The sequence below is a fragment of the Novosphingobium kalidii genome, from assembly GCF_040534015.1.
Lineage (GTDB): Bacteria > Pseudomonadota > Alphaproteobacteria > Sphingomonadales > Sphingomonadaceae > Novosphingobium > Novosphingobium kalidii.
Genome location: NZ_JBEWLY010000007.1, coordinates 256,072 through 277,500 on the forward strand (window position 1 = coordinate 256,072; position 21,429 = coordinate 277,500).

The window sequence follows — 21,429 nt, forward strand, 5'->3', positions numbered from 1 at the left end:
CATTTCGAGGCCGCCGCTAGAACGGTTGTATGTATCTTGAGTGACAGTCAGGCAGCCTCGCCCCGGCAGGCGCTCTCTGCTAGAACATCGCTGGGAGGATGCCTTGAATAGAGATCTCAATCGTGATGAAAGTGACGCAAATTCTGCACAAGATCGGCTCATTGAGGCAGTTTTCGCTCGGTGGGAGTCCCACGGGAGGTCCGGCATGTCGGCGCGCCAGATCAGTCAGGCCGCAGGCATATCGGTTTCTTCCATCTATCACCACTTTGGGTCTCTGGAACGGTTGTTGCAGTCCAGCCAGCGGGCATGCCTTGCGGAAGCACAGAGCTGGTGTGACCGGCAGATCGAGCAGGTCGATGGTCTTGCCGGCTCGCCCGAGAGTTTTTCCGGCTTCTTTGCCCACATCGTCGACGATTGGGTGCACACCTGCCGACCGCTCGCATTTGCCCAGCGCGAGTGCGGCATGCTGGCGAGCAGGAGCGCGGAGTTCGGTGAGCAGGAGGAGCAATGGCGCGTTCTATGGACACAGTTCTGGGAGAGGGCCGGGAGTGTCTTCGCGCTGGGTTCCGGAGCTACGGTTGTGGAGCGCGTCTTCGACGGCGAGAGCCTGTTCCACATGCTCCCCTGGCGGCGCGCCGTGGATCGGGCCTGTCTGGAGGAGACTGCACATGGCTTGACCGCGTGGCTCACGGGCAGGTCAGTCCCAGCCGCACCCTGGCGCGAATTCGCGCGTGCGCAGGCGGTCGCCTCCATGCCTGAGACTCCCTCCTGGGACGAAAAGACCTGGCAGATCGTCGAGGCCGCTGCGGATCTGATCGCCATCACTGGCGCCGCCAGCGTCACTCACCGTTCAGTGGCAGAGCAAGCCGGTGTTTCGCTCGGCACTGTCTCGCACAAGTTTCGGACAAAGTCCGCGCTTCTGGAGGCAGCCTTTGAAGCCATTTACGCTCGCGTGATCACTCGGCCTGCAGAGCCAGGGAGAACTGCGCCACCCGCCGACCCTGCCGCCTTCGCCGGCAACTTCGCGCAGGCCGTCTTGCGTGATAAGCCAACGGATGCCACCGACGATCTCGTCATAGCCGCAGCACGGGATCCCGCTTTGAGCAACCTCGGCGCGCAACTCCGTTATCTTCGTGGCCGGACCGCTCGAGCAGCCTTGCAGTCGCTCTTCGGTGACCGCCGCGCCGTAAGTGTCCTGGAGGGCGCACTGTTCTCAAGTTACCTCTCAGCGCAAATCCGCCGCTATGCCGGCGGCGGCCGTGCAGTGGCTCACGGCGTGGTCGAAAGCGAGTTGGAGGTGTTCGGAAGGGTGATAGGATTGCGCCCATAATCCAAAAAAGACGCAATCGAGATGTCGCGCTGCAGCTTGGCGACAAGCGGCGGGGGCGTCCCGCTTTTCTCTACCCCTCGGCATAGAGGACAGTTGTCCATCATCGCCTCTGTCTGCTCGGCGGAGAACGTCATGGAATTTGAAGCACAGGAGCGTGCAGGATCCGACTGACTTGTCGGAAATCCAGGCACGTCCTGAAGTAAGGCGCTGGCGGAGACGCCGGGATTCGAACCCGGGGTGCCCCCTTAAGGGCACGACGGTTTAGCAAACCGCTGGTTTCAGCCACTCACCCACGTCTCCGGATGCGGCCTTGAGGGGCGGCTATAGCGGCGGGGTGAGGAGGCGGCAAGAGGGCGCGTGGTAGAGCGTGAAATTCAGCTCATCAGTCGATGACGCTCGCCCGATCGCAAAACTGACTCACGCGATCGTCCGTTCATTGCTGGATCAGCCAAGCCTTTCTTAATGACACAAGAGGTGCAACGAGGGTTAGGTCGCTTTCAGATCGGGGCCGACGCTCGCATAGGAGGGGCTGCGTAGATCATGAGTTTTTTAAAGATTTTTCCGAACGTCGCACGGGCGTTGGCTTTCGTGGGCGTTGCTTCCCTATCGCTGTCGGCACCTTCGGTGGCACAAGTTCGGTCTGTCGATCCCGATGCAGCGATCGATGGCGATCTGGCGGGCGGGCAGAGCGCACCTGCGACAACATGGCAGTCGAGCGAATTGCCTTCCACCAGCGGATCGGCTGGCGGCGATTACTACGGCAGTTCCACCTCATCTGGCAGCAACGGTACTCCGGTGGAGAGCGTGCCGGCGGGGCCGCCTCCCTCGGTCGATGACTGGAACCCGCAGTCCATCTCCGCAGAGGCCGCCAGTTCGCAAGGTACAACTTATCGCAAGGACGATCTGATCGGCGCGGCTGAAGGCGTCTTCGGCAAGGGCGCGCAAGGACTGGCTGGCGTGATCGAAGACCTGCTGAGCAAGCAAGGCGAGCCCAACGCCTACATTGTCGGCCGTGAAGGATCGGGCGCGTTCGTAGTCGGGCTGCGCTATGGCTCGGGCACGCTGCACCACAGGGTCGAGGGGACCCGGCCTGTATATTGGACAGGGCCTTCCGTGGGCTTCGACGCAGGCCTGAACGCTGCCAATGCGTTCGTGCTCGTCTACAACCTCTATGACACCGAGGAGCTCTACAAGCGGTTTCCGGCGGGCGAGGGGCAGGCCTACCTCGTGGGTGGGTTTCACGTCAGCTATCTGCGTCGCGGTGACGTGGTGCTGATCCCGGTGCGTATGGGCGCCGGTGTGCGGCTGGGCATTAACGCAGGCTACATGAAATTCAGCCGCGAGCAGAACTGGCTGCCTTTCTAAGTAGGCAAGAGCCACTCTCCGGTTGCGGCAGCGGGCGGCGCGAAGTAAGGCCCCGCCCGCCATGCTTATCAATCTGCAACAACAGCCCGCCGATGCGCTTCTGGCGCTCATCAAGCTCCACAACGCGGACCCGCGTGCCGACAAGATCGACCTCGGCGTCGGCGTGTATCGGACCGGGGAGGGCGAAACACCTGTTTTTGCTTCCATAAAAGGCGCCGAGAAGAAGCTCGTCGAGGAGCAGGACTCCAAGGCGTACCTCGGCCCCGAGGGAGATATGGCGTTCGTTGCAGCGCTGATGCCATACATATTCGGCAAGGACAGCCCTGACATGGGCAACCGGATCGAGGGCATGCAGACGCCCGGCGGCACCGGTTCGCTGCGCCTCGCGCTGGCGCTCGCCAAGCGCTCCGGCATCGAACGCGTCATCGTCGGTGTGCCGAGTTGGCCCAACCATGCGCAGATCTGCGCGGACCTCGGCCTGGGCGTAGTCGAATTCAATCACGCACGTGCCGACGGCAAGACCGACATGGACGCACTGCGCGCAGCTCTTTCGGGTTCCGGCGAGAAGGACGCGATTCTGCTCCACGGCTGCTGCCACAACCCCACCGGGATCGACTACTCGCATGCCGAGTGGGACGAAATCGCCGCCTTGGTTGCCGAGAAGAAGGTGCTGCCGATCCTGGATCTGGCCTACCAGGGGCTGGGTAACGGCATGGAGGAGGATGCCTATGGCGTTCGCCGCGTGCTCGTCGCTGTTCCCGAAGCTCTGGTTTGCTACTCCTGCGACAAGAACTTCGGTCTATACCGCGACCGCGTCGGCGCTCTCTACGTTATGATGCCGAGCCAGGCCGACTTGCCAAGTGTCATGTCGAACGCCCATGCTCTGGCGCGTGCGAACTGGTCGCAGCCACCGGACCATGGTGGCGCAGCGGTGCGGCTGGTGCTGGAAGACCCGGCGCTCACCGCGCAGTGGCTTGCCGAGCTCGACCATATGCGTGAGCGCATGCGCGAAGTGCGTGCGAAGGTGGCCGCCGCCGGCAGAGCCGGTGCGGTGGACCTGAGGCCGCTTGGCGGACAGAACGGCCTGTTCTCGATCATCCCGCTCAGCAAGGAGCAGGTCCTCGAGATGCGCGAAAAGCACGGGATCTACATGGCAGGGTCCGGGCGTATCAACGTTGCCGGCCTGACGATGGGCAACATCGACAAGTTCATCGACGCTGTGGCGCAAGTCACCGCCTAAGCGTTCGGGAAAGCACACACTGACCGCGGGCCCTCAAAGGGGCCGCGGCAGCTTTGAGCCGGGCCCGCCTCAGCCGCGCAGGCTTTGCATCCGCTTGAGATAGCGGGCGAGTACGTCGATCTCGAGATTGACCCTGTCGCCGGCGACAAGCTTGCCCAGCGTTGTCATCTCCGCCGTGTGCGGGATGATGTTGACGTAGAAGTGGCAGGTGCCGTCTACTTGGTCGGTCACTTCGTTGACGGTGAGCGAGACACCATCAACGGTGATCGAGCCCTTGGGCGCGAGATAAGGCGCAAGGTCGGCAGACGCTGCGAAGCCGATTCGCCGCGAATCGCCGATGGGGTCCACGCTCACGACTTCGCCGACACCGTCCACGTGCCCGGTGACGATGTGGCCGCCCAGTTCGTCCCCGAGCTTGAGGGCGGGTTCCAGATTGATCCGTGTCCCTTCCGCCCAACGTCCCGGAACCGTCCGCGCAACCGATTCCGCAGAGATGTCGACCGCGAACCAGGCATCGCCGGGGGCGCCACCTTTGTCGATCACGGTCAGGCACACGCCCGAGCAGGCGATGGAGGCGCCTATTGCAATGCCGGCGGGATCGAAGGGGCAGGCGATGACGGCGCGCAAGTCACCGGACTTGCGTGCCTCGCTGATAGTGCCGAGTTCAGTGATGATGCCTGTGAACATGAGCTCTCACTAGACCTGCCGATCGAAGACTTCCAGCGTGTCGCTGCCTAGTTGGCGGCGGTCGGCTAGGCGCCACTGTCCATGCGCTTCGGCCAGGGTGCTGAGGCCGATGTCTCCGAGCGACGGACGCCCGCTACCGATCAGAATCGGTGCACGATAGAGCAGCAGCTGATCCACCAACCCAGCTTTCAGGAAGGCCGACGCTGCCTGGGCTCCGCCTTCGACAAAGAGGTACTGGACGTGGCTCATCGAGTATACCGCGTCGGGAGAGGGCAGCGCCCGCCAGCCTGCCGGTACATCGCCACGCGTCAGGACCCAGCGTTCAGGGCTGAGGGTTTCCAGGCCCGGCAAGCGAACGTCCAGACGCGGCGCATCTGCCCGCAGAGTACCCCCTCCCACCAGAATCGCATCAGCGCGGGCACGCATCGCATGGGTATGGGCGCGTGCGGCCTCGCCGGTGATCCACTGACTCCTGCCATCAGTCATCGCAATGCAGCCATCGAGGGACGTCGCGAGCTTGAGTGTGATTTCCGGGCGCCGGATGCGGGCGCGGATCAGATATCCGGCGAGGCTTCGCTCGCATTCAGAAGAAGCGGTTAGGTCGCATTCGATACCCGAGGACCGGATGCGCGCGATCCCTTCGCCGGATGTCCGCGGATCGGGATCCTGACACCCGACCACCACGCGGGCCAGCCCGGCGGCGCATACGAGATCGGCGCAAGCGGGGCCGCGCTCAGAACGATGAGCGCACGGCTCAAGCGTGACGTAGAGAGTGGCGCCCTTTGCGTCTCCACCGGCTATCAGCAGCGCCATGGCCTCGGCATGGGGGCGGCCGCCGGGCTGCGTCCAGCCGTGGGACACAACCTTTCCGTCGCGCACGACAATGGCACCGACGGCTGGGTTAGGTCGGCTGAGAGGCCGGCCGCGGGCTGCAATGCTTGCCGCGGCTGCGAGCCAGCGGCGATCACCATCAGTCACTCTCAGGTTTCACGGGAGCTGCCGCCCCTTGTTCGTTCTTCTGCGCGGCCAAAGCTGCATCGGCCTCTGCCCGCCGGTTGCGAATCGCTTCGAGCTGTGCCTGCTTCTCGGCGGCAGCTTCCGCGTCAGCTTCGCGCGCGATCTTTTCAACATCCATGCCGCCCCAGCGACCCAGTGTCTTGTAAAGGTTGCGTACTTCCTCGTCGCGCCTGGCCTGCTCGAGAGCGAAGGCTTCCTTGCGCTTCTGGTTCTCAATGTTGGATGCCATGATCTCGGCATCGGTTCGATGTTCAGGCAGGACCGTGATGTATGTAACCTTGGGGGGCAGGTGCGGCGCACTCGCCTCCTGCTGGCTCATCACGTAAAACACGCCAAAGGTGCAGGCACCCGAGAGCGCGGCGATCCGCCAGCGGTTCTGTCCAGCTTGGCGCCAGACTTCGCGGAAGTCCGCTATCATGCCGGTGGGATTGACGTCGCGCCACATCCCGGATCGTTTGAACAGTGCCATGACCTGCAAGATAGGCCATCGGGCGGCGCTTCGCCAGAAGGCAGCCGCCGATCAGGTGAAGGCTTGGTACAAGCTTCTGCCCTCGCGCCTGAGCCAGGCGTTCGCGAGCGCAATGTCTCCCGCAAACAGCTGTTCGAGGCAAGCGTGAAAGGCTGGCGAATGATCGAAGTGGACCAAGTGGGCGACTTCGTGCGCAACTACGGAGCGGCGGACGAAGTCTGGCGCCATGACAAGTCGCCAGTTGATGCGGATCGCTCCGTCGGCGGCGCAGCTACCCCAGCGCCGGCGTGCATTGGACAGCGCCAGTCGAGGTGCTGGCTTCCCGGCACGATCGCAGTAGTGCGCAAGATCGTCGGCGATTAACGCCCGCGCTTCGCCTTGCAGCCAACGTTGTACCCGTGCCTCCAAGGCGGCTTCGGGCCCCCCGATCCGCAACGCCCCTACGGCTAGCTCCGGCCTTCTCGGTCCACTGGGATCGTGTTCCAGCTTCAACGCTTCACCGCGAAAGTGGATCGTCGCTCCGGGGCCGACTGTCTGTCTGCTAGGTAGCGCAGCCAGTTGGCGCTCGATCCATCCTTGCCGCGTCCGCGCAAATGCCAGCGCTTCTGTGGTGCGACCCCAGCGAGGAATGGAGATGCGGATTTCGCTGCCGTCTGGCGCGACCCGCATTGTCATGCGGCGAGCGCGGTCGAGTCGCCGCACGATCACCGGTACGTCTCGCCCGCGGATCTCCAGTGTGGGGATCGCCCGAGGATCACGGCGGAGCCAGTCGAGCACTCAGTTGACGTCCCACGGATCGCCATCCGCTTCGATTTCCCAGCCCTCCATGCCTTCGGGCCAGACGATGTGCTGTTCCAGAGGACCGGCCACCGTCTCGCTCACGACGCGGCCGACGATAGAAACGCCGGCGCGATGCACGGCGTCGCGGTCGCCGGATACCAGGTAGTGCCAGTCGGGCAGCGGCTCGCCGGCGGCGCGAAGCCGGTAGGCGCAGGTCTGCGGAAGCCAGTCGAGCGAAGCGGTGTTGCGCATCGTCAGCAGCAGGCAGTCGGGCACGAAGCTGCGGCGGTCGCGGTAGTCCGAACACCGCGCGGTCTTGAGGTCGAGCAGCTTGCAGGCGACGTTGGTGGAGTAGACGTCGCCAGTGTCCGCATCCTCCACCTTATGCAGGCAGCACTGGCCGCAGCCGTCGCACAAGGCTTCCCACTCGCGGCGGTCGAGCGATTCGAGCGGGCGTTCCCAGAAGCGGTCCGAGTTGGCTACTTCACCCATTTCCGCAGTTCCGCAGCGACTTCTTTGCCGCCCTTGTCCACTGGCAGCATGGCAAGGGGCTTGCCGTCGGGGTCCATGAGGTAGGCGATGCGGCTGTGATCCATGAGGTATCCGCCGGAGGTCTCCTCACCCTTGGCGGAGTATGCCGCGAACGCCTTTTCTGCAGCGGCGATCTGCTCGCGCGTGCCGGTGAGGCCGATCAGGCGGGGGGAGAATGCCGAGGTCCACTGGCCTACGACTTCGGGCGTGTCGCGCTCCGGGTCGATGGTGATGAAGATCGGCTGGACTTTGGCAGCAAGCTCAGGGTTCGTCTGCTCGAACTGACCAAATCCCTTCATCAGCGCCTGCATGTCCATCGGGCATGCATCCGGGCAGAAGGTATAACCGAAGTAGACGATGCGATACTTGCCCTTGAAGTCTTCCCATTTGACCGTGTTGCCGTCCTTGTCGACGAGCGTGAACGGTCCCCCGATTGCAGCCCCCTCCAGTGGAGGGCGATCGGAGGGCGTCTGGCCCGGGTCTTGCGATCCACAGGCAGCGAGGGCAAGGCAGGCGACGAGAACGGAAAGCAGTCTGAAACGATGGGTCATGGCGCGCCGGTTCATGCTCTGCTAAACGGTCGGGTGCAAGGCGGTGTGGCGCTAGGGCGCGGGCCGCCAACGAAAAAGATGTGAAGGAACTGCGAAGTGTCGAAGCGCAACGGAGCATGGGGGGGGCGGATTCTGCCGGCAGCACTTGCCGCAGCGACCGTCATGTCGATGGGGTTCTCCGTGCCCGCGCAGGCCCAGTTTTCCGAGGGCTATCGATTCCTTGAAGCTGTCCGGAAGAAAGAAGGCGCCGCGGTAGAGAGCGCTCTTTCCAGCGCCGGTGGCTCCACGATCATCAATACACGCGACGTGACTTCCGGGGAGACTGCGCTGCATGTTGTCACCCAACGTCGCGACCTCACTTGGCTGCAGTACCTCGCGGCGCACGGCGCAAACGTGAACGCGCGCGACGGGCAGGGGCGTACCCCACTTCAGCTGGCGACCAATTTGGGATGGCGCGATGGTGTGGCCGTCCTGCTGGCGGGCAAGGCCAATACCGAGGTGGCGAACGACGCGGGCGAGACGCCTTTGATCGCCGCCGTGCACCGTCGCGATCTGGAACTGGCGAAACTGTTGTTGCGGGCAGGCGCCGATCCCGACCGAGCAGACAATTCCGGACGCTCGGCGCGCGCGTATGCCACGATGGAGGGGCAGTCGAACGCCATGCTGAGCGCTATAGAGAGCGAAGCCAAGGCGGACGCTGGCAAAGCTAACAAGCCTACCTACGGCCCGGTACTCTGACGCTATGACCACTTCCGACACTTCGCTCGAGGATCTGCGTATCCGTTTGGCGCCCCTGGTTGCGGATGCCGCCGTGTTCGACGGCTGGAGCGCGCAGGCTGTGCGAGCCGCTGCCGAGCAGGCCGACGTCGATGCCGAGGTGGCCGTCTATGCGTTCCGCGACGGTGCCATGGAGATGGTGGCCGCCTGGATTTCGGCCATTGATCGCGCCATGATCCAGGCGCTGCCTGCGGAAGAGCTGGCGGCCTATCCCGTGCGGGAGCGGATTCGCAGGTTGGTGCAGTTCAGGCTGGATGCTCTGGCAGGCCGTGAAGAGGCGCTGTCGCGTGCGCTGGCTATTATGGCGATGCCGCAAAACGCCTCGCGGGCGCTGCGGTTGGGCTGGCAGAGCGCCGATGCCATGTGGCGCCTCGCCGGCGATCGGGCGACGGACTACAACCACTATACCAAGCGGGCGATCCTGGCCGGCGTATATGCGGCGACGCTGGCGATTTTCGCCGATGACGACAGCTTGGGCAAGACTCAGACGAAAGAGTTCCTGGACCGCCGAATCGAGGGAATCATCAAGTTCGAGAAGGCGAAGGCGCGCCTCGTGCGCCCCGCGGATGAGCGGTTCAGCATGGCTCGTTTGCTGGGCAGGTTGCGCTACCCGGCCCGATAGGCGGAGTCGCCGCCTATCCTGCGCAAGGAGAGGCAGCGAGTTATTGCGAACAAGTTGCAATATTTGCGCGAATCTGCCAGCGGCTGCGGGATGACCCTCGATCTACTCCCCCCGGGACAAAGCGCTCGCATCGTGGCGGTCGATTGGGATTCGCTCGTCGATGAGGAAGCGCGGCGCCTTCGCGCGCTTGGCCTTGATGATGGTGCCCGCGTGACCGTCAGTCACCGCGGTGTCTTCGGCGGCCGCGATCCGATCGCTTTGTCCGTAGGGCGCATGAAAGTGGCGGTGCGGCGCGCCCACGCTGCCGCCATGGAAGTCGAGCCGCTATGAGAATGTCTTCGTGAGCCGCCAACGTAAGATCGCGCTAATCGGTAATCCGAATGCCGGAAAGAGCGCGCTATTCAACGCGCTGACCGGTGCGCGCCAGAAGATCGCCAATTATCCGGGCGTGACCGTGGAGCGCAAGTCCGGCCGCATGGTGCTGCCCTCGGGCGAGCCGGTCGAGATGACTGACTTGCCCGGCTCCTACTCGTTGGATCCGACAAGCCCAGACGAGGCGGTCACTGCCAAGGTGATCCGAGGGGAGTTCGTGGGCGAGAGCGCGCCTGATGCGCTGATCGTCGTGCTCGACGCTTCGAACCTCGAACAGCACCTTGTGTTTGCGCAGGAAGTCATCGCACTCGGCAAACCGACTGTCGTCGCCCTCAACATGGTAGACCTTGCGGAGCGGGACGGTCTTGTGCTCGATCCCCAGGCGCTGGAGCAGGCGTTAGGCGTGAAGGTGGTTCCCACCGTAGCGGTTCGCCGACGTGGTCTGGCTGAACTGGCCGAGGCAGTGGCACAAGCCGAACTCCGCGATCCCCCCAGCCGGATCAACACTCTTTCTATGGTGGAGCGGCGGGTTGCGGCCCACGCCATGGCCGATGCCACAATCGTCTCCGAATCCAAGCGCCATCGCCTCCATTCACGACTCGATAAGCTACTGCTTCACCCGTGGATGGGGCCGCTCATCCTGTTCGCTCTGCTCTTCGTGGTTTTTCAAGCGGTTTTCGCGTGGGCCACACCTTTCGTCGACATTCTGGAAGGCGCCGTGGGTGTGCTTGGCGAGGGGGTGATTGAAGCAGTCCCGCCAAGCCTCGGCCGCGATCTGTTGACGGAGGGCGTGCTGGCGGGCGTGGGTTCCGTGGTGGTGTTCCTCCCGCAGATCGTGATTCTGTTCTTCTTTATCCTGGCGATGGAAGCATCCGGCTACATGGCGCGCGCGGCGTTCCTGATGGACCGTATGATGGCCGGCGTCGGCCTCTCCGGCCGCAGCTTTATTCCGCTGCTCTCCAGCTTCGCCTGTGCGATTCCCGGCATCATGGCGACGCGCAGCATAGCCGACTCACGCGATCGCCTGACGACGATCCTGATTGCGCCCTTGATGACCTGTTCGGCTCGCCTGCCGGTCTATGCCGTGATTATCGCCGCCTTCATCCCTCAGCGAACGGTCGGCTGGGGTGTCGGTCTGCAAGGACTGGTGCTGTTCGCGCTCTACGTGGCCGGAATCCTCGGTGCGATGATCGTCGCGCTGGTGCTGCGCCGCTCCCTGACCAAAGGCGCCGCCAGCGGCTTCATCATGGAAATGCCCAAGTACCAGATGCCCAACCTCAAGGACCTGCTGATCGGGTTGTGGCAGCGCGCGTGGATCTTTCTGCGGCGCGCGGGCACGATCATCTTCATGGTGACGGTTGTCCTGTGGCTGTTCTTGAGCTTCCCGCGGGCAGGCGAGGGCGAGAGCCAGGTAGACGTCTCCATCGCCGGCAGGCTGGCGAGCGGACTTGCCGTCGTGGTGGAGCCGATCGGCTTCAACCGCGACATGGCACTGGCCTTGATCCCCGCCATGGCCGCGCGGGAAGTGGCCGTGAGTTCGCTCGCGACGACATACGCGGTGGCGGCATCCGATGACGACGAGGAGGCACAGGCGATGGCGCTCGGCGATCAGCTGAAGGCTCGTTGGACACTTCCGATGGCTTTGGCGTTTCTGGCATGGTTTGTATTCGCGCCGCAGTGCATGTCGACCATCGCCGTCACACGCCGGGAAACGAACGGCTGGAAGTGGCCGGCCTTCATGTTGGCCTATCTGTTCGGCCTGGCCTACATCGCTGCAGGCGCCACGTTCTGGATTGCGACGGCGGCAGGGTTGTAGAAAACCCGCGCGTCGGACTCGCATCCTCGGGCTCGCATGGTCTAACCGATGCGCCGATCTCAATACGAAAGCGATTCCCATGGCAGGCAGCGTCAACAAGGTCATTCTGATCGGCAACCTCGGCGCCGATCCTGAGGTGAAGTCGTTCCAGAACGGCGGCCGCATCGCCAATTTGCGTATCGCCACTTCGGAGAACTGGAAGGACCGCCAGACAGGTGAGCGCAAGGAGCGCACCGAATGGCACAGCGTCGTCATCAACTCGGAAGGGCTGGTCGGCGTCGTGGAACGCTTCCTGCGCAAGGGGAGCAAAGTCTACATCGAAGGCCAGTTGCGCACCCGCAAGTGGCAGGACCAGTCAGGCAATGACCGCTACACCACCGAAATCGCGGTAGGCGGCATGGGCGGCGTTCTCACGATGCTGGACGGCGCGCCCGGCGGCGGCGGCTCCCGTGGCGGCAGCGGCAGCGGCGGCGGTGATTGGGGCGGCGGTGGCGGTAGCCGATCTTCTGGTGGCGATGACTGGGGCGGCGGCTCTCGCGGCGGCTCCTCGTCCGCGGGTGGCGGGGCGTCAGGCGGCAGTGACTGGGGCCGCACCGGCGGCTCGTCCGGCGGGTTCGGCGACGACCTGGACGACGACATCCCGTTCTGAGGCGAGGGAAAAGCGGCCGCCCGGACGATGCTGTTCGGCCGCCCCCTCGATCTGATTACTGAAGGTTGAGCCCCTTCAACGCTGCGAATGCGTTCTCGTTGTTCTCGCCTGACAACTCAGGCCGGCGGCGGGCGGTGTCTGCCTCCGGACCTGTGGCAAAGGGATCGATCGCGAGGGCCAGGCTCTGGGCAACGGCCTCACCCAGATCGAAATGTGTTCCAGCGTACTCGATCTCGTCGCAGTCCTCTGGCTCCAACTCAATTTCTTCGCTGGTGTGGTGCTCCGCTTCAGGCACGAAGCGGAAGCCGATCTCCTCGCGTATCACGACCGGGAGGTCTTCTGCTGATACGGCGCAGGCTTGCACGATGTCGGCAACGAGTTTGCCGCTTGCATCGACGTCGCGATCCTGACGCGTGAGGAGCAGATCGGCCACAAGCCTGTCTATCCGAACGATTCCAAAGCGTTCGGATAGCGCAGCCCGTTCGGCCTCGTTCGCTTCAAGGCGGACTTGCTTGCCTTCGCATTGACGCACATCGAACAGGCGTGGGAATTCGCTGTCGCTCGTCATTGTCCGATCCTTCCGGCGAGGAGTTCTTCGGCCGAGGCGGCATTGATTTTACCGGCAAGGGTTACAACAGCCGCCGCCAGAGCCGGCTTGTCGGCGTTGTCCAGAAGCGTTGTATTGCGCTCCAGAACGGGAATGAGCGCAGTTTCGGGATCGGGGGCTGCTAAAGCCCCCCGCAGGGCGCCGATGCGGCCGCCCAGAACGCTCATCAAGCGGCCCATGCGCTTGCCGACGACCACATCTCCCACGCCGGACTGGCGAAGCTGCCCGTCCATGTCTTCCACGAACAGCTCGGTGAGACGTGCCGCCAGTACCTTCAGGTTTTCGTCGCGCTCCATACGCAGGATGACGAGCGACAGTACCAGTGTGATGGCGTCGAACCGGCCTGCTACGGTGTCGGCCAGGCCGAGCTCCGCGTACCAGCGCTTCTCCCGCCCGATTTCGACGACGCGGTGCCACAGGGGGCGGACAGGAGCGCGGTCGTCGGTGTTGCGGCCAAAAAGGCGAGCGATGAAGGACACGGCGGAAGAAGCCTTTCGTGGGTGCTGAGACAATGCATTCATCGGCAATTCAATCAGACAGGCGCAACGGCCATTGCGCAGTCGGACCCGTGACCGTAAGGCTCGGAGCCGACCTCGCGCCGATCTTTCGGCCGATATATGGGCGGTGAGCGCGCTGGCAATGGGCGGCGCGCCGCCGTAGCGGACTGGAGTGGAAAAATGCGCACGTTCGGGCACAAGGCCTGGCTGGCAGTGGCATCGCTGGGCCTTGTGGCGCTGGCCAGCGGCTGCACGTCGATCACCGACCATCGCGGCTACATCATGGACCCGATGCTGGTCGATGCTATTCAGCCCGGCATCGACAACCGCACGTCGGTCGAAAGGACATTGGGCCGCCCCACGTTCGTGAGCCAGTTTGGCGCCAAGGACTGGTTTTACGTCTCACAGGACGTAAAATCGCCGCCTTTCCGTCGTCCTCGCACATCCGATCAAACGATCCTGCGAGTTCGCTTTGATGATGCCGGCAATGTCGCCGCTCTCGACCGCAAGGGCGAGGAGCAGATCGCCCGCATCGATCCTGAAGGGGACAAGACGCCGACTTTGGGAAGCGAGCGCGGACTGCTTGAGGATCTGTTCGGCAACGTCGGGACCGTGGGCGGCACGGGCGCTGCACCGGTCGGAGGGCCAAACGGAAGCTGAGCATCGCCTGGCCGGTCTTTACCTGCATTGAAGACCGGGGCGCGGCACATATATCCTGCCCCATGGATAACAGCGGGGCGAGCCACGGCCTTCTCCAGTGGCACGGAACTACCATCATCGGCGTAAGGAAGGGCGGTAAGACCGTCATTGCCGGCGATGGTCAGGTTTCGATGGGAAACACCGTCATGAAGCCGAACGCGCGCAAGGTGCGCCGGATCGGCAAGGGGGAGAAGGTGGTCGCCGGGTTCGCCGGCGCCACCGCCGATGCCTTCACTCTGTTCGAGCGGCTGGAAAAGAAGCTGGAGCAGTACTCCGGGCAGCTGACGCGCGCCGCAGTGGAACTCGCAAAGGATTGGCGGACCGATAAGTATCTCCGCAACCTCGAAGCGCTGATGATCGTCGCTGATGAGGAAGCGTTGCTGGTGCTGACGGGCAATGGTGACGTGCTCGAGCCCGAGGGCGGGCCGGACAGCAAGATCGCGGCAATCGGCTCGGGCGGTAACTACGCGCTTGCCGCAGCACGGGCCGTCGACCAGTATGAACAGGACGCGGAAACCATCGCCCGCCGGGCCATGGCCGTTGCCGCCGATATCTGCGTCTTCACCAACGACAAGGTGACGGTCGAGACCGTCTGACAGTTTCCTCCCTCCCGCTTCGATGGGAGGGGCAGGGCTGCGCGTGACCACGCGCAGCTCTTGGATCGGCCCACCCCAAGCCCCTCCCGCAAGCGAGGGGAGCGAGATGAAAATGAACGCTAGTCTTACTCCAAAAGCCATCGTTGCTGCTCTCGACGCGCATATTGTGGGGCAGTCAGAAGCGAAGAAAGCTGTCGCCGTCGCTCTGCGGAACCGGTGGCGCCGTCAGCACCTTCCCGCCGACTTGCGCGACGAGGTGACGCCCAAGAACATCCTGATGATCGGCCCCACGGGGTGCGGCAAGACGGAAATCAGCCGTCGCCTCGCGAAGCTGGCTGATGCCCCGTTCGTGAAAGTGGAAGCGACGAAGTTCACCGAAGTGGGCTACGTCGGCCGCGACGTCGAGCAGATCGCGCGCGATCTGGTGGAAGAGGCGATCCGGCTGGAGAAGGAGCGCCGGCGCGGATCCGTGCGCGAGGCCGCGAGCAAGGCGGCGATGGATCGCCTGCTCAATGCGCTGGTAGGCGAGGGTGCGTCCGAAGCGACGCGAGCGGCCTTTCAGCAACGCATCGTCGAAAACGCGATGAACGACACCGAAGTCGAGATCGAGGTGGAGGACAGCCCTGCCGCTCCGATGGAGATACCGGGCATGGGTGGTTCGGTCGGCATGATCAACTTGTCGGACATCATGGGCAAGGCGTTTGGCCAGCAGCAGCTCAAGCGCCGGAAGATGAAAGTGCCCGACGCTTGGGACAAGCTTGTCGACGAGGAGTCGGAGAAGCGCATGGACCAGGATGACGTCGCCCGCACCGCGCTGACCAATGCCGAGACGAACGGCATCGTCTTTCTCGACGAGATCGACAAAATTGCGGTTTCCGATGTGCGCGGTGGTTCGGTGAGCCGCGAGGGCGTGCAGCGCGATTTGTTGCCGCTTATCGAGGGCACGACGGTTGCCACCAAATATGGTCCGATGAAGACAGACCATGTGCTCTTCATTGCCAGTGGCGCCTTCCATGTCGCCAAACCCAGCGACATGCTGCCTGAGCTTCAGGGGCGACTGCCGATCCGTGTGGAGCTGAAGGCGCTGACTGAGGAAGACTTCGTGCGCATCCTCTCCGAGACGCGGGCAAATCTGGTGGCGCAGTACAAGGCGCTGCTCGGGACCGAACAAGTGACGGTGGAGATCACTCCCGATGCGATCGCCGAAGTAGCCAAGATCGCAGCGCAAGTGAACGAGAGCGTCGAGAACATCGGCGCTCGTCGTCTTCAGACGGTGATGGAGAAGCTGCTGGAAGAGCTGAGCTTTGAGGCCGAGGACCGTGTCGGACAGACTGTCACGGTGGATGCATCCTACGTCCGTGAGCGGCTGACCGATCTTGCTGGAGACAGCGATTTGTCCAAGTACATCCTTTGACGCTTGACCCTCCCCTTGTAGGGGAGGGTCTGATACCACAGCTGCGAAGGGAGATTGCGATGCGTCGGGAAGGTGGATGCCAATGCGGACAGGTTCGGTATGCGGTTGAGGGTGAACCCGTGCATGCCGCTCTATGCCACTGCTCCGACTGCCGTGCATCGGCTGGCGCACCGGTGATGGCTTGGGCTGCCTTCGCGTCCGAGCACTTCAGTGTCCTTGCCGGCGAGGCGCGGGCGTACAATTCTTCTCGTGCCGCTTTCCGGCACTTTTGCCCGAGCTGCGGCACGGGGCTGTGGTATGTGAACGAAGAGGCTCTTCCAGGCCTCGTCGACATTCAGATCGCTACGCTTGACGATCCCGAAGCGCTGCCGCCGACCGCTCACATCCAGGCAGCCGAGCAACTGTCGTGGATGAAGGGCGCTGAGAACCTCATGCACTTCGACCGCTTTCCGGGGGCCTGAACGATGTCCACCCCACCTGACGATCGCCCCGTTTACCGCCTGCTTACCGGCAAGGATGACCGTGCCTTTTGCGAGCGTGTGTCCGAGGCGCTGGGGCAGGGCTGGCGTCTTTACGGCTCGCCTACACTGGCGTGGGATACTGCCGAAAACTGCATGAAGGCGGCGCAGGCAGTGGTCTGGAGAGATGCCGAGTAGGCAACAGATAGCACTCGCCTCGGGTGCATCTCTTTCCTACTCAGCGGCTTCGCTGAGTTCTTCCGCCTCGGCTGCCTGGCGCGCCCACATCTCGGCATAGAGGCCGTCATGCCGCAGCAACTCAAGATGGCTGCCGCTTTCCGCCAAGCATCCGTCTTGCAGCACAAGGATGCTGTCCGAGTCCGCAATGGTCGACAGCCGGTGGGCGATCGAGATGCTGGTACGGTCCTCGGACACGCGGTGGAGTGTCGCCAGGATATCCTGCTCAGTACGGGTATCTAGCGCGCTCGTCGCCTCGTCCAGCAGCAGGATCGGTGGGTTCTTGACCAGCGTGCGAGCTATGGCGACCCTTTGCTTCTCACCTCCCGAGAGCTTCAGTCCGCGCTCACCCACTTCCGTGCCGAAGCCCTGTGGGAGGCGCTCGATCAATGGCATCAGCGCCGCGCCGCGCGCGGCTGCCTGCACATCCTCTTCAGTCGCGTCGCTGCGGCCATAGGCAATGTTGTAGCCAATCGTCTCATTGAACAGCACCGAATCCTGGGGAACGATGCCAATCGCCGCGCGCAGGCTCGCCTGTGTGATCTGCGCGATATCCTGGCCATCGATGAGAATGCGCCCGGACCAAGGATCGTAGAAGCGGAAGAGTAAACGAGCGAGAGTGGACTTGCCGGCTCCCGATGGACCGACAACGGCGAAGTTCTGCCCGGCTGGCACCTCGAACGAGAGGCCCTTCAGGATCGTGCGATCTTTCTCGTAACCGAAAACCACGTCTTCGAAGACGACCGACGGGCGGCGGATCACCAGCGCCGGGGCCCCCGGCTTGTCCGACACCTCCTGCGGCTCGTCCAGCAGGCGGAACATCTCGGCCATGTCGATCAGACCTTGCCGGATGGTACGATAGACCATGCCCAGCATGTCCAGCGGCCGAAACAATTGCGCAAGATATGTCTGCACGAACACGAGCTGACCAGCACTGTACCGCCCCTGCCACCAGCCATAAACCGTCCACGCCAGAGCGCCCGCCATCAGCAGATTGACGACCACCGCTTGGGCTATGTTCAGCAGGCCGAGAGAGTTCTCGCTCTTCACCGCGGCGGCCGCATATTCGCGCGTCGCTTCCGCGTAGCGAGCTTCCTCGCGCTTCTCCGCCCCGAAGTACTTTACAGTCTCGTAATTAAGGAGAGAGTCGACCGCGTGGGAGAGCGCTCGCCCATCCAGCCGGTTCATCTTCTCGCGCAAGGCGGTGCGCCATTCGGTGATGGTGCGAGTCACCCAGATGTAGGCGATCACGGCGACCGCGGTGGCCAATACCAGCGGCCAACCAAAATTGAAGTAGAAGATCACCGCTACCACCACCAGCTGCAGCACGGTGGGCGCGATGTTAAACAGCATGAAGTAGAGCATCGTGTCGATGCTCTTGGTTCCGCGCTCGATCACCTTGGTGACCTCGCCTGTACGCCGCGCGAGGTGGAAACGAAGACTGAGCCGGTGCAACTGCCCGAACACGTTCTCGGCCAGGGCACGCGTGGCGTCCTGCCCGACTCGCTCGAAAACGATGTTGCGCATGTTGTCGAACAGCACGCCTGCCAGCCGAGCTCCCGCATAGGCAAGCACTGTCAGCATGACGAAGCCGATCACGCGCGGCCCGGTGACGCCCATGGCATCGACTGCCCACTTCAGCAGATAGGGCAGGACCAGTTGCGTGGCGGTCGAGGCCAGAATTAGCAGGACAGCTATGACGATCCGCACGCGAAGGGCTCGATTGTCGCGCGGCCACAGATACGGAAGAAATCTGGAGAGCGTGTGCCAGCCATCGTGGCGGGCGTTGGGATTTTTCACTGAAGTGTCAGGAGGCATCGCGGTAATGTAGGAGGGGCAAAGACAATCTGAAAGCTGCCCCAGCAGGAAGATGCGTGACTTCGGGGGGGCAACGGTCGCGCAGTCTCTGCGCCAAGAGGGGTTGCTATGCGCAGCCGGCCCCCATCAGGCGGTGCGGGGGCGAAAGCGGTGCAGCAGAGGCTCCAGGGCATGGCTAGCCATCGAGACCAGGTCATCACGCGCAGGATGGCGCAGAGCGAAAACAGCCAGAAGCCACGCGATGCCCGAACTCGCCGAAGCTACCACCAGTCCACCAAAGCCCAGCGTGGCGGGCGTCTTCCAAACCGATATTGCGAACAGGGCCGGCAACGCAGTGATTCCTGCCAGTCCAGCGCTGCGTAGATAGATTCGGATCATCGTAGGCCAGTGAAAGCCGACGATCCGCTTCATCCACCCCGCGTAGATCGCGAACCAGCCCAAGCCCCAAGCGATCCGTGACGCCGCCGCAGCTTCGAGGCCAAGCGCCGCGCCCGCAGCCAGCGTCGCGACCGCCAAGACGGTGTCGGCCAGGTTGAACCATAGGAGCTGGCGAAGGCGCCCCGTCAGTATCGGCAAATCCATGTGCAGGGGCAGGGCGACGAAGCAGCACTCCGCCAGGGCCACCCACGCGAGCAGTGGAGCGGCTTCGCTCCAGCCCTCGCCATAAAGCAGCAGGATCACGGGCTGTGAAAGCACTGCGAGCAGAACCATCGCGGGCCAGACGATCGCGCCATGTGCCGCGACGACGCGCTCGTAGTACGGACCAAGATCCCGACCTTCATCGCGCAGACGCGCGAAGGCCGGATAGTAAATGGAACTCACCGCCCCGGCGACCAGGTTGTGAAGCTGCCCGGCAAGCGCCACGCCGCGGCTGAAGAGACCGGCAGCCTCCATGCCCCGCATACGCCCGACGATCAGGTCTGGCATGCGTAGGCTGACCCCTCCGGACAAGTACAGCAGTGCACTACCCGAGCCAAATGCTGCAATCTCGCGCAGCCGCGATAGACGTACGTTGAAGGAGAACGGAGTCGGCCGCCACGCTTGTGCAACCACCGCACGCATCGCTGCCTGCGCGATCATGGCCCAGGCCAGCGATTCGGCGGAGAAGCCGAGCATTGCAAGGATAAGCGAGCAGGCACTGTTCGCTAGTGCAGCTGCCCCCTCGATCGTGAATGTCGCGCGAAAGTCGAGGCGCCGCGAAAGCAACGCGAGCGGCACGATGCTCCAGGGGGCCAGCACGTAAGAGCCGGCAATCAGCGCAAGTATGCCGAATAGTCGCGGCTCGCCGTAGAAGTGGGCCGCCGGCTGGGCGAGTGCGAGGATCACAGCGCCGATCACGAACGAGAACAGTACCGCGATGACAGTGCAGTGGCGCACCGTATCCTCGTCGGCGGTGGGGTGGCGACCGATGTAGCGGGTAAGCCCGAGGTCCCGAATGATTGCGACGATCATCGCCGCCGCCAAAGCGACAGAGAACAAGCCGATTTCTTCAGGGCGCAGGAAGAAGCGCGAAATGATGACCGACGTCGCGAATTGCAGCGCGAAGAGGCAATACTGGCTGCCCGCTGCCCAGAGCGCGGCGGAGCGGACGCTCCCTTGCCCCCGGCCGTTATCCCCTTCGCTCATCGCTCAGTGTGCCGGCGCGCTGGCGAGCGTTGCAGCCAAGCGCAGGGCGCGGGTAGGCTCGCCAAAGCGTAACAGCCGCACGACGGTACGCCACATTCCATTGCGTCGGCCGCCTTCCCGCAGATGCTGCACGAGCAGGTCGAACCCATCGCCTCGCATTGCCGCATCTGAATAGATGAGGCCTAACGCCACCTGCTCACGCACGCGCCGGGAGATGCCCTCCTGGTTGAACAGAGCATCGAGCTGGTCAATGGAAGGCAGGCGATGGAGGTCGGCAGTAGGGTCCGGCTTGCCGGCTTGCCGCTCGCGCCAGGCGAGTTGCGCAACGGCTGTGCCGAGTTGCTGCTCGGTCGCATGGCGGGCCGACACCTGTCCGTCATAGCGGCGATAACGCAACAGGCGCTCCGGGATGTTCGCCAGCTTTGTTACGCTGGCGAGCCGCAGCCAGAGATCGTAATCCTCGCAATGGCGGAACGCCGCGTGATAGCCGCCAACCGACATGACAACGTCACGCCGGTACATCGCGGCAGGGTGGCAGATCACGTGGCGACCGGCCTCGATTGCGCAGAGCACATCCTCATGAGTGAGGGGGTGGTCGGCCCCCGTGCGGAAGATCGGTTCGCCGTTTTCACCGATGTCCTCGCTCCAAGAACCCACCACGCCATGATCTGGATGAGCTGCCAGGAAGGCGAGCTGGCGCTCAAAGCGCTCCGGCTGGCAGATGTCGTCTGCGTCCATGCGTGCAATGATGGGGGCATCCGACGCGGCAAGCATCTCGTTGAGGCTGGCGACCAGTCCGCGGTTCTCGCGGATGATCGGGCATACCCGCGGGTCAGCCTTCTGATAGTCGCAAAGAATGGAGCGAGTGGCGTCGTATGAGCCGTCGTCCACGATAAGAAATCTGAAGTCGCCGAACGTCTGAGCGAGCACGCTCTCGATCGCCGTCGCGAGAAAGCGTTCGCCATTGTAGACGCTCATCGCAACGCAGATCGCCGGATTGGCCATTCGCTTCGTTTTCCAGTGCCCCGCCGCCCATGCGACTGCAAATCTCGTGAGATGCAACTAGCCGCCGGCGGTAAACAAAGAATGATGCCGGCTCCGTTCGGGGAATGGCGGCCACTGCGGATGGGCATAGGTGCCGCCGGCGACTGAGCTGTTGAGCACCTGCGGCGTCTGGGTTGTTGGCGGGTATTTTTGGTGTGGTGTGAACTTTTTTTGAAAAAGGGTTTGACCGACTCGTTGGTGGTCCATATATGCCGTTTCACCGGGCG

General features: G+C 63.4%; 24 protein-coding genes and 1 tRNA gene. 13 read left to right on the forward strand and 12 right to left on the reverse strand.

The features are described 5' to 3' along the window. Positions 1-40: 40 nt before the first annotated feature. The gene (locus ABVV53_RS03070) at positions 41-1,330 is read left to right on the forward strand and encodes a TetR/AcrR family transcriptional regulator (protein WP_353982853.1); all 1,290 of its coding nucleotides are present in this window, start codon (positions 41-43) and stop codon (positions 1,328-1,330) included. 208 nt (positions 1,331-1,538) lie between these two features. Here the strand turns inward: ABVV53_RS03070 and ABVV53_RS03075 are convergent. After that, positions 1,539-1,630: transfer RNA gene (locus ABVV53_RS03075), tRNA-Ser, on the reverse strand. Positions 1,631-1,870: 240 nt separating this feature from the next. Here ABVV53_RS03075 and ABVV53_RS03080 point away from each other — a divergent pair. Further along, positions 1,871-2,695, forward strand: a complete 825-nt coding sequence (locus ABVV53_RS03080; protein ID WP_353982854.1) for a DUF1134 domain-containing protein — start codon at positions 1,871-1,873, stop codon at positions 2,693-2,695. A 61-nt stretch (positions 2,696-2,756) separates the two neighbouring features. Beyond that, positions 2,757-3,935: an amino acid aminotransferase gene (locus tag ABVV53_RS03085; protein ID WP_353982855.1), complete on the forward strand. Its 1,179-nt coding sequence runs from the start codon at positions 2,757-2,759 to the stop codon at positions 3,933-3,935. A 69-nt stretch (positions 3,936-4,004) separates the two neighbouring features. On the opposite strand, the gene ABVV53_RS03090 is transcribed toward ABVV53_RS03085, so the two are convergent. Genes ABVV53_RS03090 through ABVV53_RS03115 form a run of 6 tightly spaced genes read right to left on the reverse strand, consistent with a single transcriptional unit; the run spans position 4,005 to position 7,985 of the window. Continuing rightward, the gene (locus ABVV53_RS03090) at positions 4,005-4,622 is read right to left on the reverse strand and encodes a riboflavin synthase (protein ID WP_353982856.1); all 618 of its coding nucleotides are present in this window, start codon (positions 4,620-4,622) and stop codon (positions 4,005-4,007) included. Positions 4,623-4,631: 9 nt separating this feature from the next. Next, a complete protein-coding gene (gene ribD, locus ABVV53_RS03095) occupies positions 4,632-5,600 on the reverse strand; it encodes a bifunctional diaminohydroxyphosphoribosylaminopyrimidine deaminase/5-amino-6-(5-phosphoribosylamino)uracil reductase RibD (RefSeq protein ID WP_419956737.1) in 969 nt (322 codons plus the stop codon). Then, positions 5,593-6,108 (reverse strand): hypothetical protein, encoded by a 516-nt coding sequence (locus ABVV53_RS03100; protein ID WP_353982857.1) that lies wholly within the window; start codon positions 6,106-6,108, stop codon positions 5,593-5,595. The genes ribD and ABVV53_RS03100 overlap by 8 nt, the downstream gene beginning before the upstream one ends. A gap of 51 nt (positions 6,109-6,159) precedes the next feature. Next, positions 6,160-6,885 carry a M48 family metallopeptidase gene (locus tag ABVV53_RS03105; RefSeq protein WP_353982858.1) on the reverse strand — a complete coding sequence of 242 codons (726 nt, stop codon included), beginning with the start codon at positions 6,883-6,885 and terminating at the stop codon, positions 6,160-6,162. Next, entirely contained in the window at positions 6,886-7,380 is a 495-nt protein-coding gene (locus ABVV53_RS03110) for a YcgN family cysteine cluster protein (protein WP_353982859.1), read from the reverse strand. Continuing rightward, complete coding sequence (locus ABVV53_RS03115) at positions 7,368-7,985, reverse strand: SCO family protein (protein ID WP_353982860.1); 618 nt, start codon at positions 7,983-7,985, stop codon at positions 7,368-7,370. Before ABVV53_RS03115 ends, ABVV53_RS03110 begins: the two co-directional genes overlap by 13 nt. Positions 7,986-8,066: 81 nt before the next feature. On the opposite strand from ABVV53_RS03115, the gene ABVV53_RS03120 reads away from it, so the two are divergent. From ABVV53_RS03120 to ssb, 5 genes are all read left to right on the forward strand, one after another. Continuing rightward, positions 8,067-8,708 carry an ankyrin repeat domain-containing protein gene (locus ABVV53_RS03120; protein WP_353982861.1) on the forward strand — a complete coding sequence of 214 codons (642 nt, stop codon included), beginning with the start codon at positions 8,067-8,069 and terminating at the stop codon, positions 8,706-8,708. Between the two features lie 4 nt (positions 8,709-8,712). After that, positions 8,713-9,369, forward strand: a complete 657-nt coding sequence (locus ABVV53_RS03125) for a COQ9 family protein (RefSeq protein ID WP_353982862.1) — start codon at positions 8,713-8,715, stop codon at positions 9,367-9,369. A gap of 90 nt (positions 9,370-9,459) precedes the next feature. Beyond that, positions 9,460-9,699: a FeoA family protein gene (locus tag ABVV53_RS03130; protein WP_353982863.1), complete on the forward strand. Its 240-nt coding sequence runs from the start codon at positions 9,460-9,462 to the stop codon at positions 9,697-9,699. A gap of 10 nt (positions 9,700-9,709) precedes the next feature. Beyond that, the gene (gene feoB, locus ABVV53_RS03135) at positions 9,710-11,557 is read left to right on the forward strand and encodes a ferrous iron transporter B (protein ID WP_353982864.1); all 1,848 of its coding nucleotides are present in this window, start codon (positions 9,710-9,712) and stop codon (positions 11,555-11,557) included. 79 nt (positions 11,558-11,636) lie between these two features. Then, complete coding sequence (gene ssb / locus ABVV53_RS03140) at positions 11,637-12,206, forward strand: single-stranded DNA-binding protein (protein WP_353982865.1); 570 nt, start codon at positions 11,637-11,639, stop codon at positions 12,204-12,206. 55 nt (positions 12,207-12,261) lie between these two features. On the opposite strand, the gene ABVV53_RS03145 is transcribed toward ssb, so the two are convergent. Together ABVV53_RS03145 and ABVV53_RS03150 are read right to left on the reverse strand one after the other, a co-directional pair. Beyond that, complete coding sequence (locus ABVV53_RS03145; RefSeq protein ID WP_353982866.1) at positions 12,262-12,774, reverse strand: YceD family protein; 513 nt, start codon at positions 12,772-12,774, stop codon at positions 12,262-12,264. Next, positions 12,771-13,292, reverse strand: coding sequence for a ubiquinol-cytochrome C chaperone family protein (locus ABVV53_RS03150; RefSeq protein WP_353982867.1), 522 nt, complete (start codon positions 13,290-13,292; stop codon positions 12,771-12,773). The genes ABVV53_RS03145 and ABVV53_RS03150 overlap by 4 nt, the downstream gene beginning before the upstream one ends. A gap of 198 nt (positions 13,293-13,490) precedes the next feature. On the opposite strand from ABVV53_RS03150, the gene ABVV53_RS03155 reads away from it, so the two are divergent. The 5 genes from ABVV53_RS03155 (at position 13,491) to ABVV53_RS03175 (ending at position 16,675) form a co-directional block, all read left to right on the forward strand. Beyond that, entirely contained in the window at positions 13,491-13,970 is a 480-nt protein-coding gene (locus tag ABVV53_RS03155) for an outer membrane protein assembly factor BamE (RefSeq protein ID WP_353982868.1), read from the forward strand. Between the two features lie 62 nt (positions 13,971-14,032). Beyond that, positions 14,033-14,605 (forward strand): ATP-dependent protease subunit HslV, encoded by a 573-nt coding sequence (gene hslV / locus ABVV53_RS03160; RefSeq protein ID WP_353982869.1) that lies wholly within the window; start codon positions 14,033-14,035, stop codon positions 14,603-14,605. A gap of 112 nt (positions 14,606-14,717) precedes the next feature. Further along, positions 14,718-16,019, forward strand: coding sequence for an ATP-dependent protease ATPase subunit HslU (gene hslU, locus ABVV53_RS03165; protein ID WP_353982870.1), 1,302 nt, complete (start codon positions 14,718-14,720; stop codon positions 16,017-16,019). A gap of 59 nt (positions 16,020-16,078) precedes the next feature. Continuing rightward, positions 16,079-16,480: a GFA family protein gene (locus tag ABVV53_RS03170; protein ID WP_353982871.1), complete on the forward strand. Its 402-nt coding sequence runs from the start codon at positions 16,079-16,081 to the stop codon at positions 16,478-16,480. Between the two features lie 3 nt (positions 16,481-16,483). After that, the gene (locus ABVV53_RS03175; RefSeq protein WP_353982872.1) at positions 16,484-16,675 is read left to right on the forward strand and encodes a DUF1737 domain-containing protein; all 192 of its coding nucleotides are present in this window, start codon (positions 16,484-16,486) and stop codon (positions 16,673-16,675) included. A 36-nt stretch (positions 16,676-16,711) separates the two neighbouring features. Here the strand turns inward: ABVV53_RS03175 and ABVV53_RS03180 are convergent, their stop codons facing one another. From ABVV53_RS03180 to ABVV53_RS03190, 3 genes are all read right to left on the reverse strand, one after another. Next, entirely contained in the window at positions 16,712-18,532 is a 1,821-nt protein-coding gene (locus ABVV53_RS03180; RefSeq protein ID WP_353982873.1) for an ABCB family ABC transporter ATP-binding protein/permease, read from the reverse strand. A gap of 126 nt (positions 18,533-18,658) precedes the next feature. Next, positions 18,659-20,158, reverse strand: a complete 1,500-nt coding sequence (locus ABVV53_RS03185; RefSeq protein ID WP_353982874.1) for an oligosaccharide flippase family protein — start codon at positions 20,156-20,158, stop codon at positions 18,659-18,661. Positions 20,159-20,161: 3 nt separating this feature from the next. After that, on the reverse strand, positions 20,162-21,163 hold the full coding sequence (locus ABVV53_RS03190; protein WP_353982875.1) for a glycosyltransferase: 1,002 nt from the start codon (positions 21,161-21,163) through the stop codon (positions 20,162-20,164). Positions 21,164-21,429: the final 266 nt, after the last annotated feature.

Excerpts from the sequence above, each read along its gene's own strand:
- ABVV53_RS03080 (WP_353982854.1), top strand. The coding sequence starts at position 1,871 with ATGAGTTTTTTAAAGATTTTTCCGAACGTCGCACGGGCGTTGGCTTTC.
- ABVV53_RS03085 (WP_353982855.1), top strand. The coding sequence starts at position 2,757 with ATGCTTATCAATCTGCAACAACAGCCCGCCGATGCGCTTCTGGCGCTC.
- ABVV53_RS03090 (WP_353982856.1), bottom strand. The coding sequence starts at position 4,622 with ATGTTCACAGGCATCATCACTGAACTCGGCACTATCAGCGAGGCACGC.
- ABVV53_RS03100 (WP_353982857.1), bottom strand. The coding sequence starts at position 6,108 with ATGGCACTGTTCAAACGATCCGGGATGTGGCGCGACGTCAATCCCACC.
- ABVV53_RS03110 (WP_353982859.1), bottom strand. The coding sequence starts at position 7,380 with ATGGGTGAAGTAGCCAACTCGGACCGCTTCTGGGAACGCCCGCTCGAA.
- ABVV53_RS03115 (WP_353982860.1), bottom strand. The coding sequence starts at position 7,985 with ATGAACCGGCGCGCCATGACCCATCGTTTCAGACTGCTTTCCGTTCTC.
- ABVV53_RS03125 (WP_353982862.1), top strand. The coding sequence starts at position 8,713 with ATGACCACTTCCGACACTTCGCTCGAGGATCTGCGTATCCGTTTGGCG.
- ABVV53_RS03130 (WP_353982863.1), top strand. The coding sequence starts at position 9,460 with ATGACCCTCGATCTACTCCCCCCGGGACAAAGCGCTCGCATCGTGGCG.
- ssb (WP_353982865.1), top strand. The coding sequence starts at position 11,637 with ATGGCAGGCAGCGTCAACAAGGTCATTCTGATCGGCAACCTCGGCGCC.
- ABVV53_RS03145 (WP_353982866.1), bottom strand. The coding sequence starts at position 12,774 with ATGACGAGCGACAGCGAATTCCCACGCCTGTTCGATGTGCGTCAATGC.
- ABVV53_RS03155 (WP_353982868.1), top strand. The coding sequence starts at position 13,491 with ATGCGCACGTTCGGGCACAAGGCCTGGCTGGCAGTGGCATCGCTGGGC.
- hslV (WP_353982869.1), top strand. The coding sequence starts at position 14,033 with ATGGATAACAGCGGGGCGAGCCACGGCCTTCTCCAGTGGCACGGAACT.
- hslU (WP_353982870.1), top strand. The coding sequence starts at position 14,718 with ATGAACGCTAGTCTTACTCCAAAAGCCATCGTTGCTGCTCTCGACGCG.
- ABVV53_RS03170 (WP_353982871.1), top strand. The coding sequence starts at position 16,079 with ATGCGTCGGGAAGGTGGATGCCAATGCGGACAGGTTCGGTATGCGGTT.
- ABVV53_RS03175 (WP_353982872.1), top strand. The coding sequence starts at position 16,484 with ATGTCCACCCCACCTGACGATCGCCCCGTTTACCGCCTGCTTACCGGC.
- ABVV53_RS03180 (WP_353982873.1), bottom strand. The coding sequence starts at position 18,532 with ATGCCTCCTGACACTTCAGTGAAAAATCCCAACGCCCGCCACGATGGC.
- ABVV53_RS03185 (WP_353982874.1), bottom strand. The coding sequence starts at position 20,158 with ATGAGCGAAGGGGATAACGGCCGGGGGCAAGGGAGCGTCCGCTCCGCC.
- ABVV53_RS03190 (WP_353982875.1), bottom strand. The coding sequence starts at position 21,163 with ATGGCCAATCCGGCGATCTGCGTTGCGATGAGCGTCTACAATGGCGAA.